General features: G+C 62.8%; 17 protein-coding genes. 13 read left to right on the top strand and 4 right to left on the bottom strand.

Features of this window, described 5'->3' with window-relative positions; translation table 11 throughout:
- Positions 1-200 precede the first annotated feature (200 nt).
- From M2427_RS16940 to M2427_RS16925, 4 genes are all read left to right on the top strand, one after another.
- Positions 201-1145, top strand: coding sequence for a metallophosphoesterase (locus tag M2427_RS16940; protein ID WP_280707580.1), 945 nt, complete (start codon positions 201-203; stop codon positions 1143-1145).
- Between the two features lie 24 nt (positions 1146-1169).
- Complete coding sequence (locus tag M2427_RS16935; RefSeq protein WP_280707579.1) at positions 1170-1499, top strand: cupredoxin family copper-binding protein; 330 nt, start codon at positions 1170-1172, stop codon at positions 1497-1499.
- 139 nt (positions 1500-1638) lie between these two features.
- Positions 1639-2187, top strand: coding sequence for a sigma-70 family RNA polymerase sigma factor (locus M2427_RS16930; protein WP_280707578.1), 549 nt, complete (start codon positions 1639-1641; stop codon positions 2185-2187).
- Positions 2184-2948 (top strand): anti-sigma factor, encoded by a 765-nt coding sequence (locus M2427_RS16925; RefSeq protein ID WP_280707577.1) that lies wholly within the window; start codon positions 2184-2186, stop codon positions 2946-2948. Before M2427_RS16930 ends, M2427_RS16925 begins: the two co-directional genes overlap by 4 nt.
- An 8-nt stretch (positions 2949-2956) precedes the next feature.
- Here the strand turns inward: M2427_RS16925 and M2427_RS16920 are convergent, their stop codons facing one another.
- Positions 2957-3232 (bottom strand): hypothetical protein, encoded by a 276-nt coding sequence (locus tag M2427_RS16920; protein WP_280707576.1) that lies wholly within the window; start codon positions 3230-3232, stop codon positions 2957-2959.
- 254 nt (positions 3233-3486) lie between these two features.
- Entirely contained in the window at positions 3487-4878 is a 1392-nt protein-coding gene (hpnO, locus tag M2427_RS16915; RefSeq protein WP_280707574.1) for an aminobacteriohopanetriol synthase HpnO, read from the bottom strand.
- 142 nt (positions 4879-5020) lie between these two features.
- Between hpnO and M2427_RS16910 the strand changes: the two genes are divergently transcribed.
- Complete coding sequence (locus M2427_RS16910; RefSeq protein WP_280707573.1) at positions 5021-5653, top strand: DUF2147 domain-containing protein; 633 nt, start codon at positions 5021-5023, stop codon at positions 5651-5653.
- On the opposite strand, the gene M2427_RS16905 is transcribed toward M2427_RS16910, so the two are convergent.
- Positions 5621-8209 (bottom strand): MMPL family transporter, encoded by a 2589-nt coding sequence (locus tag M2427_RS16905; protein ID WP_280707571.1) that lies wholly within the window; start codon positions 8207-8209, stop codon positions 5621-5623. The two genes, M2427_RS16910 and M2427_RS16905, sit on opposite strands and share 33 nt — an antisense overlap.
- A gap of 462 nt (positions 8210-8671) precedes the next feature.
- Here M2427_RS16905 and ispH point away from each other — a divergent pair, with 462 nt between their 5' ends.
- Positions 8672-9598 (top strand): 4-hydroxy-3-methylbut-2-enyl diphosphate reductase, encoded by a 927-nt coding sequence (ispH, locus tag M2427_RS16900; RefSeq protein ID WP_280707570.1) that lies wholly within the window; start codon positions 8672-8674, stop codon positions 9596-9598.
- A 34-nt stretch (positions 9599-9632) separates the two neighbouring features.
- Complete coding sequence (hpnH, locus tag M2427_RS16895) at positions 9633-10793, top strand: adenosyl-hopene transferase HpnH (RefSeq protein WP_280707568.1); 1161 nt, start codon at positions 9633-9635, stop codon at positions 10791-10793.
- A gap of 432 nt (positions 10794-11225) precedes the next feature.
- Here hpnH and M2427_RS16890 read toward each other — a convergent pair whose 3' ends face one another.
- Positions 11226-12149, bottom strand: coding sequence for a LysR family transcriptional regulator (locus M2427_RS16890; protein ID WP_280707567.1), 924 nt, complete (start codon positions 12147-12149; stop codon positions 11226-11228).
- Between the two features lie 113 nt (positions 12150-12262).
- On the opposite strand from M2427_RS16890, the gene M2427_RS16885 reads away from it, so the two are divergent.
- The 6 genes from M2427_RS16885 to M2427_RS16860 all read left to right on the top strand — a co-directional run bounded on the left by M2427_RS16885 (position 12263) and on the right by M2427_RS16860 (position 18240).
- On the top strand, positions 12263-12568 hold the full coding sequence (locus M2427_RS16885) for an antibiotic biosynthesis monooxygenase (protein ID WP_280707566.1): 306 nt from the start codon (positions 12263-12265) through the stop codon (positions 12566-12568).
- Positions 12565-13194, top strand: coding sequence for an NAD(P)-binding domain-containing protein (locus M2427_RS16880; RefSeq protein ID WP_280707565.1), 630 nt, complete (start codon positions 12565-12567; stop codon positions 13192-13194). The genes M2427_RS16885 and M2427_RS16880 overlap by 4 nt, the downstream gene beginning before the upstream one ends.
- A 31-nt stretch (positions 13195-13225) precedes the next feature.
- Positions 13226-13972: an SDR family oxidoreductase gene (locus M2427_RS16875; protein WP_280707564.1), complete on the top strand. Its 747-nt coding sequence runs from the start codon at positions 13226-13228 to the stop codon at positions 13970-13972.
- Between the two features lie 405 nt (positions 13973-14377).
- The gene (locus tag M2427_RS16870; protein ID WP_280707563.1) at positions 14378-15097 is read left to right on the top strand and encodes a hypothetical protein; all 720 of its coding nucleotides are present in this window, start codon (positions 14378-14380) and stop codon (positions 15095-15097) included.
- Positions 15098-15986: 889 nt separating this feature from the next.
- The gene (locus M2427_RS16865; RefSeq protein WP_280707562.1) at positions 15987-17024 is read left to right on the top strand and encodes a putative 2-aminoethylphosphonate ABC transporter substrate-binding protein; all 1038 of its coding nucleotides are present in this window, start codon (positions 15987-15989) and stop codon (positions 17022-17024) included.
- Positions 17025-17136: 112 nt separating this feature from the next.
- Complete coding sequence (locus M2427_RS16860; RefSeq protein ID WP_280707561.1) at positions 17137-18240, top strand: putative 2-aminoethylphosphonate ABC transporter ATP-binding protein; 1104 nt, start codon at positions 17137-17139, stop codon at positions 18238-18240.
- Positions 18241-18244: the final 4 nt, after the last annotated feature.

Raw genomic sequence — 18244 nt, 5'->3', positions numbered from 1 at the left:
TCCCTGTTCATCTCCGAGGCCTCGGATCACAAGCCTCGGAATCCTAAGCCTCGGAAACAGCGTGGAAACTCGCGCAGAGCCCGCGCCGCATCCGCGTGTGTGACCCGACCTCACGAAAACGTCATCGCTTCCCGCGAATAAACCGACCCCTCCCCCAATCACCTCCCCGAAGCCCAATTCCGGGCCAAAGGAGACGTGCGATGAGCGGACACGATCACGGGGAAGACGGCGTCAGCCGCCGCAAGGTGCTGGAATGTATGACATGGGCCGGAACCGGGGTGCTCTGGACCATCACGGGCGGCGTGCCGCGCTCGCTCGGCATCATCGATTCCGCTGAAGCCGCGACCGCCACGGCGCCCGGCATGACCTTCATGCAGATCAGCGACAGCCATGTCGGCTTCGACAAGCCGGCCAACCCCAACGCGCTGGGTACGCTGGAAGAAGCCGTCAACAAGATCAATGCCATGCCGGCCAAGCCGTCGTTCATGATCCACACCGGCGACATCACCCATCTGTCCAAGGCCTCCGAGTTCGACAACGCCGATCGCATCATCTCGCAGTCCAAGCTGGATGTGCACTACGTGCCCGGCGAACATGACTTCCTCGACGAGGAGGTGAAATTCTATCGCGAGCGCTACGGCCGCGGCACCAAGGGCCAGGGCTGGTACTCGTTCGACGCCGGCGGCGTGCACTTCGTCGGCCTCGTCAACGTCGTCGACCTCAAGGGCGGCGGGCTCGGCAATCTCGGCGCCGAGCAGCTCGCCTGGCTCGAGGACGACCTCCGCGGCAAGTCGAAATCGACGCCGATTGTCTTGTTCGCGCATATCCCGCTCTGGACCGTCTATCCGGAATGGGGCTGGGGCACCGAGGACGGCGGCCGCGCGCTCGAATACGTCAAGGGCTTCGGCTCGGTCACCGTGCTCAACGGGCACATCCATCAGGTGATGCAGAAGGTCGAAGGCAACGTCACCTTCCACACCGCACGCTCGACCGCCTTCCCGCAACCGGCGCCAGGCACCGCCCCCTCGCCTGGACCGATGAAGGTCGAGGACGCCAAGCTCCGCTCCATGCTCGGGGTCGCCAGCATCAACTTCAAGCAGAACGAGCAGCGGCTCGCGATCATCGACACACCGATCCAGGGTTGATTCAGGGCTGAACGGACGCTGACAATGAAGACACTCAATCGCCGCGACTTCGGGGTCGCTGTGGCCGCGGCCATCCTGCTCCCCGTCACGACCGCCCGTGCCGACGACAACGCCATGGAGGTACATATCGACAATTTCGTCTTCCAGCCGCCAGAGCTCAAGATCAAGGTCGGCACGACGGTGACCTGGACCAACCGGGACGACATCCCCCACACGGTGGTGTCGGCCGGCAAGTTCAGGTCCAAGACCCTGGATACCGACGACAAATTCACGTTCACCTTCACCGATGCGGGCGACTACAAGTATTTTTGTTCGCTGCACCCGCACATGACCGGGATGATCAAGGTTGAGTAACGTCTCCAACCAAGGCATCTCTGTCTTGCCCGGCCGGTGGTCCCACGCCGGCCGGGCTCGCGCGCCTTCGGTCAGGCCCAAAGATGACGCGAAGCACGCGACGACATACGAAACGCAGCAAGAGGCAAAGCGAGAGGCGATGCCCGTCAGCGACGATTTCCAGAAGGCGCAGCGCTTCCGCGAGGCGGCACTGCCCTATCTCGACGACGTCTATACGCTCGCACGCTATCTGCTGCGCGACGCCTCCGACGCGGAGGACGCGGTGCAGGAATGCTATCTGCGCGCGCTGAAGCACTTCGACAGCTATCGCGGCCCGGCGATGAAGCCGTGGCTGTTCGCGATCCTGCGCAATGTCTGCAACGCCGAATACGCCAGACGCGCCCACTCGCATACCGCGATCGAGGACACGCCCGGCGCGGCCGACCAGACGCCGATGTGGCAGGAGAGCGAGGCGGGCCCGGAGGCCGAAGTGCTGCGCAGCCGAGACGCCGGCGCCATTCGCAAGATGATCGACGCGCTCGCCGAGCCGTTCAAGGAAACCTTCGTGCTGCGGGAGATCAACAACCTGTCCTACCGTGAAATTGCCGAAGCCGTCGGTGCCCCCGTCGGCACCGTGATGTCCCGCCTCGCCCGCGCCCGCGCCATGCTGCGCGCGGCCTGGACGGCGGAAGAGGAGCACTCGAAATGACCTGCGACGAAGCAAAATTCCTGCTTCACGCGCTGCTCGACAACGAGCTCGATGCCGGCCACGCGCGCGAGGTCGAAGCCCATATCGCCACCTGCCCGGCCTGCACGGCCGAGTTCGCGGCCCAGCAAGAGATGAAGCGCGTGCTGGCCGACACCAAGCTGCGCTACAGCGCGCCCGCGTCCTTGCGCGCCCGTATCGAGGCGTCGATGCCGCAAGCGCGGTCGCAGCCGAGCCGTCGCTCGGTGCTGCGCGGGTTTGCAATGGGCTCGGCCGTCTCGGCGCTCGCCGCCTCCGGCGTCGTCGCCGTCGTGCTGCGCCAGGACGACCAGCAGCGCATCCTCTCGGAAGTCGTCTCCGCGCATCTGCGCTCGCTCCAGGCCGGTCATCTCATCGACGTCGTCTCGACCGACCAGCACACGGTCAAGCCCTGGTTCAACGGCAAGCTCGACGTCGCCCCGCCCGTGATCGACCTCACTGCGCAAGGGTTTACGCTGGTCGGCGGGCGCCTCGACTATATCGATGCGCGTGCGATCGGTGCGGTCGTCTACAGGCGCCGGCAGCACATCATCAACCTGTTCGTGGCGCAGACCGCGAGCACCGAGCATCGGCCGCCGAAGACGCAGACCATGCAAGGCTTCAACTGCCGCCGCTGGGGCGAACGCGGCCTGAATTTCTGGGCCGTCAGCGACATCGGCGGCGACGAGCTCACCGAGTTCGTCGACAAGTTCGAGACGGCGATGAAGGCGAATGTGGAGGGGTAGCGGCAGCCCTACACCACGCCGATGGAATATTCTCTGTGCCGATCTGCCAGATCGGACAGACTGCGCAAGGTCGAAGGGCTGAACAGTTTGCGTACCGAGGTTCCGCAGAACGGACAGAAACTGAGAACGATAGCCGATGAAAGGGTGACGTTGGGACCAATGTCACCCTCGATCGTTAGACGCGCCTGCTGCTTCGACAGGAGATCTTCACCACTTTTCGTGACCGCGCGGGATTGAAGCTCAAATCGGAAGCCGCCGGGCTTTCGGGAAATGGCTACCGACATTCCACGCTCGCCTACGTTCGAGACCAGATTTCCGAAGCCCTGACAACAGAACACCAAGCCGTCTCCAAATCGCCTTTCGCTTACCTATATTGTTGGCGATCTTGACGATCGCAACTAAGCTTTGGCAATCAGCAAGTGAAATTTGGGCAGCGGATGGCACGCTAGCGACATCAAGATCGCCAGACGCGATCTTGGCAAGACACTTGATCGCATCGAGACTGTGAACAAGCCCGAACCGGTCAGAGCCACCGGCCTTACGCCGACCTTCGCACCGCGTTGTCGACCAGCGTCTTGCCGAGCGACCAGATCGCGCCGGGGACCTTGTGGCTGCCGGCGATGACGTCGTCGAAGGCGCGCTCGATCCAGTTGCAGTCTTCTTCGGTGATGGTGAGCGGCGGCAGCAGCTTGATGGTGTGGCTGCCGTGACCGGCGACCTGGGTCAGGATCTTGTGATCCTTGAACAGCGGCACGGTGATGAGCTGGCAGAACAGGCCCTTGTTTGCGGCCTCCAGCACGTTCCAGGACGCGCGCAGCCGCAGCGATTTCGGCGGTCCGAACTCGATGCCGATCATCAGGCCCTTGCCGCGGACTTCCTTCAGCAACTCGTAGCCGGGCACCATGCGCGTCAGCGCGAGGCGCAGCTCGGCGCCGCGCTTGGCGGCAGCCTCGATCAGCTTCTCCGATTCCATCACGTCGAGCGTGGCGATGCCCGCGGCCATCGCGAGGTCGTTCTTGGAGAAAGTCGAACCGTGCACCACGGCGCGGTCCATCTGATTAAAAATCTTGTCGAAGATGCTCTTGCGCGTCAGCACGGCGCCAACAGGCACATGGCCGCCCGACAGCGACTTCGACAGCAGCACCATGTCAGGCTCGACGTTCCAGTGCTCGACCGCGAGGAAGCGGCCGGTGCGGCCCATACCGGTCTGGATCTCGTCGGCGACGAACAGCGTGCCGTACTTCTTGCAGAGCGCAGCCGCACCCGGCAGGAATTCGTCGGAGGGCATATTGACGCCCTTGCCCTGGATCGGCTCGACGACGAAGGCTGCGACCTCGCGCGAGGCCAGCGCCTTCTCGAGCGCGGCCAGATCGTTGAACGGAACCGAGGTGCAACCGGGCAGCAGCGGCTCGAAGCCGGTGCGGAAGTTCGAATCGCCGGTCAGCGAGAGCGCGCCATAAGTCAGGCCGTGATAGCCGTGGGCGCAGTAGACGATACCGGGACGGCCGGTGGCACCGCGCGCGAACTTGATCGCGGCCTCGACGCATTCGGCCCCGGAATTGGCGAAGAACGCCTTGTCGAGATAGGGGACGTATTTCAACAGCCGCTCGGCCAGCACGCCTGCAAGCACCGAGACGTCGAACTGGACCAGATTGGGCAGATCAGCATCGAGCACGCTCTTGAGCGCCTCGCGCATGACAGGATGATTGCGCCCGATCGCAAACACGCCAAAGCCGGACAACAGGTCGAGATAGCGTGCCCCCTCGCGATCGTAGAGGTACTGTCCCTGCCCCTTCTGGAAGCCGACATCGTAGCCGATGGTCTTGAGAACCCGGACGAACTGCTCGTTCAGGTACCGATTATGCAGGGCGCTGCGCTGGGCCTGACGGTCCGCGAACAACTGGGACATGTCTGGATTTGGACTGTTCATCCGCTACATACTTCGGTTGAGGGCCGCTTCGTCAACTGAAAACGGTCAGCAAACGGAAAAGGGTCTGTGCGGCCTTTTGCCCTTTTTCGGACCATCTTCGCAAGCACAGCTTTAAACCATGTTGCACTGCCGAGGAACACTCATGCGTTTGGCCATTTTCACCGGAATAATACTGACAAGCTGTTACACCGGCCTGACGCCGGCACTCGCTGCCGATCCTACCGGCGACTGGCGGGTCGCTGATGGCGTCGCCAATGTCCGCGTCGCCCAATGCAATGGCGGCATGTGGGGCGCTGTTTCCTGGGAAAAGCAGCCCGGCGGACGCGACGAGAACAACCCGGATGTCTCAAAAAAGAACAGGCCCACGCTGGGCATGGCGATCCTGATCAACATGAAGAAGTCGGCTGGCGCCGAACAATGGGAGGGTCAGGTCTACAACGCGAAGGATGGTCAGATGTATAGCGCCACCATCACGCCTGTTGGCACCGACCAGCTCGAGATCAAGGGCTGCGTGCTGGGCTTCCTGTGCGGCGGAGAGACCTGGACCCGCGTCGGTCCACCGATCCCCCTCAGCACCGCCAACGCCATGCCCAAGGGCGCTCCCAAAACCACTGGAGCAGCGCCCAAGGCTGCGCCAGCACCAGTTACCGCGGCACCTGCGCCGACGCCGGCCGCCCCGAAGAGCGCCGCCGCGGCCAAGCCGGGTCAGAAGAGCGCCACTGACCCCGTCGGCGACATCTGCCTACTCCCTGAGATTGCGGGGCTTGCCCATTAGGGCGGGCTGGAACAGCAGCACGGCGGCAAGCGTCGTCACCAGCGACAATGCGAGCAGCTTGCCCATGCTGGACGTGCCCGGATGGCTCGACAGCCACAGGCTGCCGAATGCGGTCGCCGTCGTCAGCGCGCTGAAAAAGATCGCACGCGTCAGGCTGGTCTGAAGCAGGTTTGTCCTGCCGGACCGCCATGCGACGACATAGTAGATCTTGAAGGCGACGCCGACGCCGAGCAGCAGCGGGAACGCGACGATATTGGCGAAGTTGAGCGGCAGGCCGATCAGCACGCAGATCTCGAGCGTCACCGCACCCGCAACCAGAAGCGGCACCAACGTCATCAGCACGTCAACGATGCGGCGCAGCGTGATCCACAGCAACAGGCCGATCACCAGCAGCGCATAGATGCCGGCATGGATGAAGGCGTTCACCACGGTGTCGCCGGATTTCAGGATCGAGACCGGTCCGCCGATCGCGGTCGGCTCGGCCTCGAGCACAGCTGCCGCAAACTTGCGTAGCGTATCGTTGTCGTTCGGGTCGCCTTTCGGCTGAGCCTCGACGCGGATGATGCCGTCCTTGCTCTTCCAGGCGTTGACGAGATCCGGCGGCAGTGAGCTCAGAGTGACGGGCCCGGCCTGCATCGCATTCCTGAGCTGGTCGAACACGATCTTCATCGGGGTGACGAACACGTCCTGCGCCTTGTTGCGGGTCGCCTCGTCCGAGTTAGCGAGCTTGTCCAGGGCGTCCGCGAGCCGGCGCGAGGCAATCGCGCCCGGCCCCTTGGCGTCACCCGCAGTCCGGCGGAGATTCTCGACCGAGGATTTCAGCGACTCGACGTTCTCCTGGTCCGACGGCGCCGCATCGACCTGATCCGGGTTGAGCGCGGGGTTCAACGTCTTGGCGCCCTGCGCGATCAGCCTCAGCTTCGGCTGTTGGTCCTCCGGCACGAAACTGTCGAGCGACATCACGCGCAACACTTCCGGCACCTTCTCCAGCCTCGCTTCGACCTGCTTGGCCTGCTCTTCCGACGTGGTCATCACATTGATGGCATTGGCGCCGGTGTTGGGGTCCTTGCGCAGATCGAGGAAAGTCGCGATGGACTCCGCGTTCGGATTGCGCAGGTTCATCGGGTTGAAGTCGAACTTCATGAAATAAAGCAGCGGCAGACCGGCGACCGCGAGCAGCAGCGTGCCGCCGACGACCAGCACACGGTGCTTCTCCAGGAAGTAATCGAGCGGCGCCAGGAAGGCATAGCCTACCGGCTCCATCTCACCGGGCGGATTCAGCAGCTTCAGCATCGCGGGCAGTACGGTGATACTAGAGACGAACGCCACCAGCATGCCGACGCCGGCGATCTGGCCGAGCTCGGAGATGCCCTTGTAGTCGGTGGGCAGGAAACAGAGGAAGCCGGCGGCGGTCGCCATTGCCGCTAGCGACAACGGCACTGCGGAGCGCTTCGCGGCAAGCACCAGCGCGCCGGAGAGATCGTCGTGTTTGTAGCGCTCCGAGCGATAGCGGACGCTGTACTGGATACCGAAATCGACGCCCAGTCCGACGAACAGCACGGCGAACGCGATCGACAGCAAATTGAACGAGCCGACCATCATCAGGCCCGCGGCGGTCGTCAGCGCGAGGCCGACGAAGAGATTGACGAACACCGCGAAGATGATCTTCGAGGAGTGCAGCGCGAGCCACAGGATCAGCAGCACGACGAGCACCGTGCCGACACCGTTGACGACGGCGCCCTCCTGGACGGTCGCGTATTCCTCGTTGGCGATCGGGACCGGACCCGTCAGCCGCACCCGCGCCTGATATTTTGTCGCGAAATCGAGATCGCGCGCGGCCTTGCGGATCGCGTCGGTCGCGCCCTTGCCAGGCTCGAGCGCGTTGTAGTCGAGAATCGGCTTGAACTCGATGAAGGCCCGCTTGTCCGAATCCGACAGCGGCTTGTCGCTGACGAGCTCGCGCCAGGAGAAGCTCGCATTACCTTTGTTGAGCACGGTCTCGACCGTCTCTGCGATCTGGTTGAACGGCCGCTCGGTGCTGTCGAGCTTGACCTGACCACGCTTGACGCCCGCAAGCCCGGTCTCCAGCGCGCCGGTCAGACCGCGGATCGAGGGATCGCCGGCCATGATCTCGATCAGGGGCGCAGCGGACTCGAACTGGCCGGTGATCTTGCCGACTTCCTCGGTCGGCAGAAACAACAAGCCGTTCTTCTCGAAGAACTCGCCGGTACCGAGCTGCTGGATCGACTGGAAGTTGGTCTTGTCGTCCTTCAGCCTGGCGTAGAGCGCGTCAGCCGCTGCGGTCGCCATCTCGGGCGTCCTCGCCTCGACGACCGCGAGAATCGTCGCGTCGCGGTCGAAGGCGCGGTCGAACTGCTGGTCACGCTGGCGCCAGTCCAGGTTCTGGGCGATCAGCGAATTGATGTCGGTGTTGATGGCGAAGTGCTTGGACGTGTAATAGCCCGCCCCCACGGCCAGCAGGAGCCCGAGAATAACGACGAGGGAGGCAAACCGGGTACAGGCCCTGACGATGGCAACGACTACGCTTTGCAGCACATCTTTTCTTTCTGGTGTTAACAGCCTGCCGAAAACGCCCGCTGTTTAGCGGAGTTCCCGGGCGAAACCTATTGCCGTTTTGGGTCGTTCTCGCCGGAACAAGGTTCGAAGTAAACGGCGACAGACCATGGCAAAATCATGCGGGGCGGCCGGTATAGCCGGGGACTTGAGGCAGTAACGTGACGAAGGGGTGAGCAGACACGTCGCCGTCCTGCTCACACAATTGGCAACATTATAATACCTAAAATCGAGCCTCCGAGGAACCCGCGGCGCATCCCACCTTTCCTTTTCGCCGATTTTTTGACACAAAATGCTGTGCCTGCATGCGCCGGGGCCCAGATTGGGGTGGGCGGTTACCGCGGTTGCGAAAGCCAATGGTGCGGATATTGCAACATTGGTCCCGTATCGGGGTGCCGCCGGGACAATTGAGCTAGATGGTGCAACTTGCGTGATGGGCGTCCAATGGAAGTTTATCTGGCGCAGCCGCGCGGCTTCTGCGCGGGCGTGGTGCGCGCGATCGAGATCGTCGAGCGGGCGCTGGAGAAATACGGCCCGCCCGTCTACGTGCGCCACGAGATCGTTCATAACAAATACGTCGTCGAGAGCCTCAAGAACAAGGGGGCGATCTTTGTCGAGGAACTGTCGGAAGTTCCGCCGAAGGCCGTGACCGTTTTCAGCGCCCATGGCGTCGCCCGCAGCGTCGAGGATGAGGCCGCCGAGCGCGACCTTCCGGTGCTGAATGCCACCTGCCCGCTGGTCACGAAAGTTCACAATCAGGGGAAGCGCTACATCACCAGGGGCCGCACCCTGATCCTGATCGGCCATGCCGGCCATCCGGAGGTCGAGGGCACGATGGGCCAGGTTCCCGGCCCCGTTCTGCTGGTCCAGAGCGTCGACGAGGCCCAGGCGCTGGCGCTGCCGGCCGGTACGCCAGTGGCCTACATCACCCAGACCACCCTATCGGTCGACGACACCAGGGGCATTATCGAGGCCCTTCAGGCGAAATTTACAGATATTCAAGGCCCGGACATCCGGGATATCTGCTATGCGACACAGAACCGCCAATCTGCGGTAAGGGACTTGAGCAAGCTGGTCGACGTGATTTTGGTGGTGGGCGCTGCCAATAGCTCGAACTCGAACCGGCTCCGCGAGATCGGCACTGAGGCCGGTGTCGCGAGTTATCTGATCGCCGATGGAAGCGAGCTCAATCCGGAGTGGTTGAAGGGTGCCAGGACCGTCGGCCTCACGGCCGGTGCCTCGGCGCCCGAGGTGCTGGTGGATGACGTGATCGAAGCGCTGCGGCGGATCGGACCGGTGACGGTGTCGGTGCTCCCGGGCCGCGAGGAAAACATCGAATTCCGGCTTCCGGCCGAACTGGCTGCAAGCTGACCTACCGAATTTCAAGCCCAGAAAGAAACGTGTAATGGCAATCCCCTTCTTCAAGGAAATGCGTATCGGCGGCTATTTGCTCAAGCAGAAACTGCTTGGCCGCAAGCGCTATCCGCTCGTGCTGATGCTGGAGCCGCTGTTCCGCTGCAACCTCGCCTGCGTCGGCTGCGGCAAGATCGACTATCCGGATGCGATCCTCAACCGCCGCATGACCGCCCAGGAGTGCTGGGACGCGGCCGACGAGTGCGGCGCGCCGATGGTGGCGATCCCGGGCGGCGAGCCGCTGATCCACAAGGAGATCGGCGAGATCGTGCGCGGCCTCGTCGCGCGCAAGAAGTTCGTCTCGCTCTGCACCAACGCGCTGCTGCTCGAGAAGAAGCTCGATCTGTTCGAGCCCTCCCCGTATCTGTTCTTCTCCGTGCATCTGGACGGCCTGCGCGAGCATCACGACAAGGCCGTGTCGCAGCAGGGCGTGTTCGACCGCGCCGTCTCCGCGATCAAGGCGGCGAAGGCACGCGGCTTCACCGTGAACGTCAACGCCACCATCTTCGACGGCCATCCGGCCGAGGAGATCGCGAAATTCCTCGACCTCACCGTCGAGCTCGGCGTCGGCGTCTCGATGTCGCCCGGCTACGCCTATGAGCGCGCGCCGGACCAGGAGCACTTCCTCAACCGCACCAAGACCAAGAAGCTGTTCCGCGACGTCTTTGCGATGGGCAAGGGCAAGAAGTGGAACTTCATGCACTCCGGCCTGTTCCTCGACTTCCTCGCCGGCAACCAGGAATACGAGTGCACGCCGTGGGGCATGCCCGCGCGCAACATTTTTGGTTGGCAGAAGCCCTGTTACCTCCTCGGCGAAGGCTACGCGAAGACCTTCAAGGAGCTGATGGACACGACCGACTGGGAGACCTACGGCACCGGCAAGTACGAGAAGTGCGCCGACTGTATGGCCCATTGCGGCTACGAGCCGACGGCGGCGACCGCAGCCCTCAACAACCCGATCAAGGCAATGTGGGTGTCGCTGCGCGGCATCAAGACCACTGGCCCGATGGCGCCGGAGATCGACATGTCGAAGCAGCGCCCGGCGCAGTACATCTTCTCGGCTGAAGTGCAGAAGCGGCTTTCCGAGATCCGCAAGGACGAAGCCGAGGCTGCTGCGGCGAAGGCGGCGCGGAAGGCTTCGACGGCGGCGTAAGCACGCAAGTCGGCACGAACGAACAAAGGCCCGGTCGCCGATGGCGAGCGGGCCTTTTGTTTTGTTTGGCGAAGCGCGGGCGATACCCTCTCCTCCTCGCGCTCCGGGAAAAAGTGAAAAAACAACCCCATGCACAGTAGAGGCGCGGCTGCCCGCCACAGCGAGGTTCGCTCGGTTAGGCCATTGCAGCGTCGAGCAAATCAGCAGCAAACCGGCAAGGACCACGGCATCGGCGGCGCGTGTTCGTTTTCGTAACCAGCGGCACCGTCAGTCGACCGCGCAGATCTGCGCTATTTCGTATTTTTCGAAAATTGTTTGACCCGTCGGGCAAAACAGTGGCATTATGCCATGCTGGCTGTTTCGGGGCGCGGGCAGGACGCCATATGCGACGCGCGACGTCATGGTCTTCGCGATCCGCCTCGCGGCTCGTTCTCAGCGAAGCGCATCGGCGATCTGCCGGATGCGTCCGACGAGCCAGGACAGTCCGGGATCGGACTTCATCGCGGCAAGCCGCACGAGGCTGACCGGAAAGCTCTCGATGGCCAAGGGCGGAGGCAACACGCGCAAGCCGAAGGTGGGCGCGAAGCGCTGGGCGAGGCGCGCGGGCACGGTTGCGACGAGATCGCTGCCGGCGACCGCGGCAAACGCCGTCAGGAACATCGGCACGCTGGCGCGGACGCGGCGCTTCAGTCCCTGCGTGGCGAGCGTCTCATCGACGATGCCTGCCAGCCTGCCCTGGAACGACACGAGCAGGTGATCGGCATCGAGATAGGTTGCAAGGTCGAGCGTCTCCGCGAGTTTTGGGTGGCGATGGCGCGCGATGACTGAGAAGCTTTCCTGCAACAGGATGTCCGTCTCGAAGTCGTCGGGGATCTCGTAGAAGCGGCCGATCGCAAGATCGATCTCGTCCTTGCGCAGCGCTTCGAAGGCGGCCTGCCCGACCGCAAAGCGGCTGACCAGTCGCGTCGCTGGAGCCTCAATCGCCAGCTTTTCCAGGAGAAGCGGCCCGATCAACGTTGCCACGAGATCGTTGGCCGCCAGCCTGAACTGCCTGTCGGATACCGCCGGATCGAAGTCGTCGGCGCCGCCGACGACCTCCTGCGCCCGCCGCATCAACTCGCGGACCTTGGGCGCGAGCTCGAGCGCGCGCCGCGTCGGCGTCAAACCATCGGGTCGGCGGGAGAACAGCGGATCGTCGAAGAGGTCGCGCAGCCGCGTCAATGCGTGGCTGACCGCCGATTGGCTGAGACCGAGCCGGTCGGCCACCACGGTCGTGCGCTTGTGGCGAACCAGCTCGTCGAAGATCAGGAGGAGGGAGAAGTCGAGGCGCCTGATATTGTTCTTATCGATATCCATAATGAATGGATATCATTTCCATGCATATAGGAGCAAAGGCTATTAGCTCGGACAGACATTCCCCGGGGCGGCTCTGACGTCGTGCAGAGCTGCGATCACTCAAAGGCTCGTCCGTGACTGTTGAATATATTCGCTACACCCTGACCAAGCACAGCGGAGACGATCTCGTCGCTGCCTATCGCGTAGCGGCCGAGAGCTTGCAGGCATCGCCCGAATGCCGCGGTTTCGATCTCACCCGCTGCGAGGAGGACCCGGCCAGTTACACCCTGCGCATCCGCTGGACGTCGACCGCCGATCATCTCCAGAAATTTCGCAAGGGGCCGCACTTCCCGCCATTTTTTGCGGCCATCAAGGCCTTCGTCGATGAGATCGTCGAGATGCGCCATTACGCGGACACGGGCGTCGAGTGGCGGCGATGACCAAACCTATTCTCATCATCGGCGCCGGCAATGTCGGCACAGCGCTTGGCAAGGCGTGGCTCGCCTGCGGACATGATGTCCGGTTTGGCGTTTCCGATCCTGACCATCCAAAACATGCAGGCCTGCCGCGCGAACGGCTGCAGTCCGCCCGCGACCGGCGCGACGCCGAGATCGTGGTGCTGGCCACTCCCTACGCCGCGGCGAAGCCCGCGCTGGAGGCGCTGGGCGACCTCTCCGGCGCGATCGTGATCGACTGCACCAATCCGCTCGGCATGGGGCCGGAGGGGCTGCATCTCACTCTCGGATTTGAAACCTCGGGCGGCGAGGAGATCGCCAAATGCGCACCCGGAGCAAGCGTGTTCAAGACGCTCAACCAGACCGGCGCCGAAAACATGGCCCATGCGGCCGCGTTCCAGCCCAGATCGATGATGTTCGTTGCCGGCGACGACGAGGCGCGCAAGCCAGATGTAATGGACCTCGTCGCCGATCTCGGCTTCGAGCCGATCGATGCGGGGCCGCTCCGTGCCGCGCGGCTGCTCGAACCGCTTGCCATGCTGTGGATCGACCTCGTCACCAAGCGCGGACACCCCCGCGACATCGCCTTCGCCCGGCTGCGGCGGGAATAAAACACCCTTCAACCAACCCGGAAGATCCGCCATGAGCTCAAACAATCCAAATCGTGTCAGCGCCGCGAAGCCACAGCGCATGGTGATCGTCGGCGGTTCGAGCGGCATCGGGCGGGCGACTGCGGAAGCGGCTGTTGCGGCCAGTCTCGCCGTGACGCTGGTGGCCCGCGATGCGCGCAAGCTGGTGCGCGTCGCGGACGAGTTGGGTGGCGTGCCCTGGGCCAGCGTCGACATGACCAATGCGGTCGCCGTGGCGGAATGGGCTGAGGCGCTCGATCCGTTCGACCATCTCGTCATCACCGCCGCCTCGTCCAGCCATGGTCGCTTCGCCGAAATGCCCCTGAGCGATGTCCGCCGCATGTTCGACGGCAAGTTCTTTGGTCCCTATGGCGTCGCCCAGGCTTGCCTGTCGCGGATCAACACCGGCGGATCGATCACCTTCTTCTCGGGCGTGTTGAGCCGACGCCCCGGCCTGAACTGCTCCGGGCTCGGGGCGGTCGAGGGGCTGACGCGCGCGCTCGCGCTCGAACTCGGGCCCCGGATACGGGTCAATTGCATCTCGCCAGGCATGGTGCGCACCGACGTCTATGCCGGGATGCCTGAAGATGCCCGGGAGGCCATGTTCCGCAGCACCGGCGAAAGCCTGCCGCTCGGCCGCGTCGGCGAACCCGGCGAGATCGCCAATGCCGTGCTGTTCGCTGCGACCAACACCTTCCTGACCGGCCAGGTTCTCGACGTCGATGGCGGCCATATGATCCGCCAATATGCGACGAGATGAAGCTCGTAGGTGGGTTAGCTAAGTAGATGCGCGACGCGCATCTGCTTGGCGTAACCCACCACTTCTCTTGACGCGGAGACAAAAGAGGTGGGTTACGCCAAGCGGTTTGCGCTTCGCGCAATCCGCGGGGCTAACCCACCTACGAACTTGTGTCGGCGTGATCGTGGTGATCATCATAAAGAGGGCCGCCTCAACGGGCGGCCCTTTCATGTCAGGTCGAAGCGCTTGCGGATGCTCCGCCGCCTAGGTGAAACTTGCGCCGGCGTGATGTTGATGCCGTCCGTTCGTGGAGCTAGGGTGATGCGGCGTCGAACGGGGCTATTGGTTGATTGCACCGTCATTCCTGATTGGGCTCACGCACGATGTGTCGGGGGCCTGGTGCCAACATTCGGTTGGAGATCATCGATGAATGGTGGAGCGGCTACTCGACTTGTCGTCATGTTGTGTTTCAGTGGGATGGTGGCTGCCGCAATTGACACGGCCGCCGCGCAAACCGCCCCGACGGGCTACACAATTCCTGACATCACTCTCTCACCGGATCATCGTTACGGCGTAACAGTGCCTGGCTTGGATACGCCCAATCCGCACAACAGCCTGATCGAAACCAAAACAGGGCGTGTGCTCGCTGAAATTCAGGCAATCACGGGTTACGAGCACGCAAATCATATCAGTCTTGCTCCTTCCCGCTGGACCAGGGACAACTCGTATCTGTTGTGGGAAGTCGACGGCAAATGGTGCGATACGGCCCTGGTTCTTTTGAAACTGGAAAACGGGAACGTCGCGTGGCAGCGCGATGTCCTCAAGATCGGACAGCAGGCCATTCTCGCACGTACAAAGCAGGCGGCACCCGGGAAATATCGTGACGCGAAGGAGCAAAACAAAGGAAATGGTTCTGCCTATCCAGATGGATTCACCGTCGACGTTGCAGTCGAAGGCAAAGAGGATGAGCCCCTTTCACTTCCTTTGACAATCCACGTGTATCTGACGTCAAACCCGAAAGGGATCGATGATCGACCATTCGTAAATCTGGACGCGCGTCTGGATGGTGCCATGAATAGCGAAGGAATATTCACCGTAACGAAGTTCTACCTCGGTAAGAAACCGCCGGCCCCTCGTTGGGAATGATCGACGCAACAGCAAAAGCACCGACAGTAGGATGGGCTGAGCCCCTTCGCGAAACCCATCGCACTGGTGTCGCGGCACCGTCCTAATTTCATCGTCACGTGAAGCTTGGCAGCTAGCGGATGACAGCCTCGATTACGGAGAGCGGTGATCGGGAAGCGATGGGTTTCACAAGGGCTCAACCCGTCCTACGGACTAACGATTCCGCAGATCGGAATGACATCTTGCGCAAGTCTCCGCGGGCCAAAATGCAGTAAGCAAACCTTCTCGTTCAAATATGGATGTGCCGCAAACGGGACACCTATAGATGCTTCTCACCCATAAACCTCCCGGAATAAGAAAGAAAAAAGCGAGGCCGGCAAATATAATCGAATATGACTGACTAGGCGCTAGCGCGGTCGCGTACATAAATCCAACGGCCACCAAGAACACGGTGATCGCGGACAGGAGGGCTCGCGTTCGGAGCGTCATTTCGCAACTTGTTTCGGGTGGATGCTTCTTTCTTCACCGTCAATCTGCGGAGCGAAAGCTATCGTTGCTGACGGATCATGTCGAGTTGTTGCGCGCGGCGTTTCGTGAGACGCACCAGCCCGTAGGGTGGGTTACGCTGACGCTAACCCGCCCTACGAAGTCATGCTGGCGGGCGACAAAGTCGGCCCACGCACTTCAACAAAGAAAAGGCCGGCCGCCAATAACGCCCGGCGACCGCCTCCCCCGCGCCCGAAGTTGCAGTGCACTCAAGCCGAGACTGCACTCAAGATGTGCAGAAACAGGGCAATCGAGGCGCGCCGTGCACAAAATCCGACATGCACGTGTCGGAAATGTCATCTAACAATACCGGGTTCCCTGCCCTGATGGCGCCGGCCCCTGGCCAACATCGATGGAGCCCGACATGAATCCGTGCACGACAAGCGGTCTGCGCTGCGCTGTTGCGTCGATCGCCGCCGCCATGTTCTGCCTCGCTACGACAGCTCGCGCGGCAGACCTCACCGTTTACACGGCCCTGGAGGCCGACCAGATCAAGCCCTACAAGGCCGCCTTCGAGAAGGCCAATCCCGGCATCAACATCCTCTGGGTCCGCGACTCCACTGGCATCATCACCGCAAAGCTCCTTGCCGAGAAGGCAAACCCCAAGGCCGATGTGGTCATGGGCCTTGCCGCAACCTCGCTGATGCTGCTGCAGAAGGAAGGCATGCTGATGCCTTACGCGCCAGCCGGTCTGGACAAGGTCGACGCCAAGATGCGCGATCCCGCCGCCGTGCCGGAATGGGTGGGCATGGACGTCTGGGCATCGGCCTCTTGCGTCAACACCGTCGAAGCGGGCAAGAAGAACCTGCCGGAGCCCGCCTCCTGGGCCGACCTGACCAAGCCGGTCTATCAGGGACAGATCGCCATGCCGAACCCGGCGTCCTCGGGGACCGGATTTCTGATGGTCTCCGCCTGGCTCCAGATGTTCGGCTGGGACGAGGGCTGGAAATACATGGACGAGCTGCACAAGAACATCGCGGCCTACACCCATTCCGGCTCCAAGCCGTGCCGGCAGGCCGCCGCCGGCGAGTACACGATCGGCCTCTCGTTCGAATATCGCGCCAACAAGACCAAGAAGGGCGGCGCGCCGATCAGCATTGTCCTGCCCAAGGAAGGCCTCGGCTGGGACATGGAGGCGATCGGCATCATGAAGACGACCAAGGAGGCCGAGGCGGCGAAGAAGCTGGCCGACTGGGCGGCGACGCCGGAGGCCAACAAGCTCTACGCCGAGAACTTCGCCATCGTCGCGTTGCCGGGCATCGCAAGCTCCATGGAGTTCATCCAGGGTGACATCGGCAAGATGCTGATCAAGAACGACTTCACCTGGGCCGCGGAGAACCGCGACAAGATCCTGGCGGAGTGGAGCAAGCGCTACGACGGCAAGTCCGAGCCCAAAAACTGAAGAACCTGAATTGAACAACCTGAACTGAGGGACCTGAATTGAGAATCCCGCCCGGGATTCTCGGAGCACGAACCCGGCAGTGCATGGGCGCCGGTCTATGCGGGACAGTACAATGGACAGCATGCCGACGACGGTGCCCTATCTCCGCATCCGCAACCTGTCGAAAAAGTTCGGCGCGTTCACCGCGCTCGATACTGTCGATCTCGACATCATGCCGGGCGAGTTCGTCTCGTTCCTGGGGCCTTCCGGCTGCGGCAAGACCACGCTGCTGCGCGCCATCTCCGGCCTCGACGTGCAAACCACCGGGTCGATCCATCAGGGCGGGCGGGACATCTCGACGCTGCCGGTTGCCAAGCGCGACTTCGGCATCGTGTTCCAGTCCTATGCGCTGTTCCCGAACCTGACGATCAAGGACAACGTCGCCTACGGCCTGGTATCCACAGGCACGCCTCGCATCGCGATCGACAAACGGGTCAAGGAGCTTCTCGAACTCGTCGGCCTGCCCGAGCAGGCCGACAAATATCCGGCCCAGCTCTCGGGCGGACAGCAGCAGCGCGTCGCGCTCGCCCGCGCGCTGGCGCTATCGCCCGGCCTTCTGCTGCTGGACGAACCGCTGTCCGCGCTCGACGCGCGCGTCCGGGCGCGTCTGCGCGGCGAGATCCGCGATCTGCAGCAACGTCTCAAGCTGACGACGATCATGGTGACCCACGATCAGGAGGAGGCGCTCACCATGTCCGACCGGATCGTGGTCATGAGCCATGGCAGGATCGAGCAGGTCGGCACGCCCGACGAGATCTACGGCTACCCAGCAACGGCTTTCGTCGCCGACTTCGTCGGCAAGATGAACTTTCTGGAGGGGCGCATCGTCACCAGCAAGCGCGCTGTCGTCAGCGGGGCCGTGCTGGATTTCAGCGAGGAGGTGCCGCTCGCCGAGGGCGCGGCCGTCACGGTCTGCCTTCGGCCGGAGGACGTGGTGGTGCGCGACATCGGCGAGCATTCGGACAATCGCCTGTCGGTCCAGGTCGGCGTGATGGAATTCATCGGCAATCATTTCGCGACGACCTTGCATGCGAGCGGCACGAATCTGAACTTCTCGGCCGACTTTTCCATCAACGCCGTGCGCGACCTCGGCATTTCATCGGGCGCGACCATCGAGGTGGCGCTGCCGCCGAAGCGGCTGCGCGTCTTTGCCCAGCCGCGCTCCGCGACGGCCTGACACG

Origin of the sequence: Bradyrhizobium sp. BR13661, assembly GCF_029892425.1 — a bacterium.
In the GTDB taxonomy this organism is placed as follows: domain Bacteria; phylum Pseudomonadota; class Alphaproteobacteria; order Rhizobiales; family Xanthobacteraceae; genus Bradyrhizobium.
Note: the sequence above shows the minus strand (reverse complement) of the source record. Positions and strands in the feature narration are given on the sequence as shown.

Coding starts and splice junctions, on each gene's coding strand:
- M2427_RS16930 (WP_280707578.1), top strand. CDS start 1,639: ATGCCCGTCAGCGACGATTTCCAGAAGGCGCAGCGCTTCCGCGAGGCG.
- M2427_RS16910 (WP_280707573.1), top strand. CDS start 5,021: ATGCGTTTGGCCATTTTCACCGGAATAATACTGACAAGCTGTTACACC.
- M2427_RS16860 (WP_280707561.1), top strand. CDS start 17,137: ATGGACAGCATGCCGACGACGGTGCCCTATCTCCGCATCCGCAACCTG.
- M2427_RS16865 (WP_280707562.1), top strand. CDS start 15,987: ATGAATCCGTGCACGACAAGCGGTCTGCGCTGCGCTGTTGCGTCGATC.
- hpnH (WP_280707568.1), top strand. CDS start 9,633: ATGGCAATCCCCTTCTTCAAGGAAATGCGTATCGGCGGCTATTTGCTC.
- M2427_RS16925 (WP_280707577.1), top strand. CDS start 2,184: ATGACCTGCGACGAAGCAAAATTCCTGCTTCACGCGCTGCTCGACAAC.
- M2427_RS16940 (WP_280707580.1), top strand. CDS start 201: ATGAGCGGACACGATCACGGGGAAGACGGCGTCAGCCGCCGCAAGGTG.
- hpnO (WP_280707574.1), bottom strand. CDS start 4,878: ATGAACAGTCCAAATCCAGACATGTCCCAGTTGTTCGCGGACCGTCAG.
- M2427_RS16890 (WP_280707567.1), bottom strand. CDS start 12,149: ATGGATATCGATAAGAACAATATCAGGCGCCTCGACTTCTCCCTCCTC.
- M2427_RS16920 (WP_280707576.1), bottom strand. CDS start 3,232: ATGTCGGTAGCCATTTCCCGAAAGCCCGGCGGCTTCCGATTTGAGCTT.
- M2427_RS16870 (WP_280707563.1), top strand. CDS start 14,378: ATGAATGGTGGAGCGGCTACTCGACTTGTCGTCATGTTGTGTTTCAGT.
- ispH (WP_280707570.1), top strand. CDS start 8,672: ATGGAAGTTTATCTGGCGCAGCCGCGCGGCTTCTGCGCGGGCGTGGTG.
- M2427_RS16935 (WP_280707579.1), top strand. CDS start 1,170: ATGAAGACACTCAATCGCCGCGACTTCGGGGTCGCTGTGGCCGCGGCC.
- M2427_RS16880 (WP_280707565.1), top strand. CDS start 12,565: ATGACCAAACCTATTCTCATCATCGGCGCCGGCAATGTCGGCACAGCG.
- M2427_RS16875 (WP_280707564.1), top strand. CDS start 13,226: ATGAGCTCAAACAATCCAAATCGTGTCAGCGCCGCGAAGCCACAGCGC.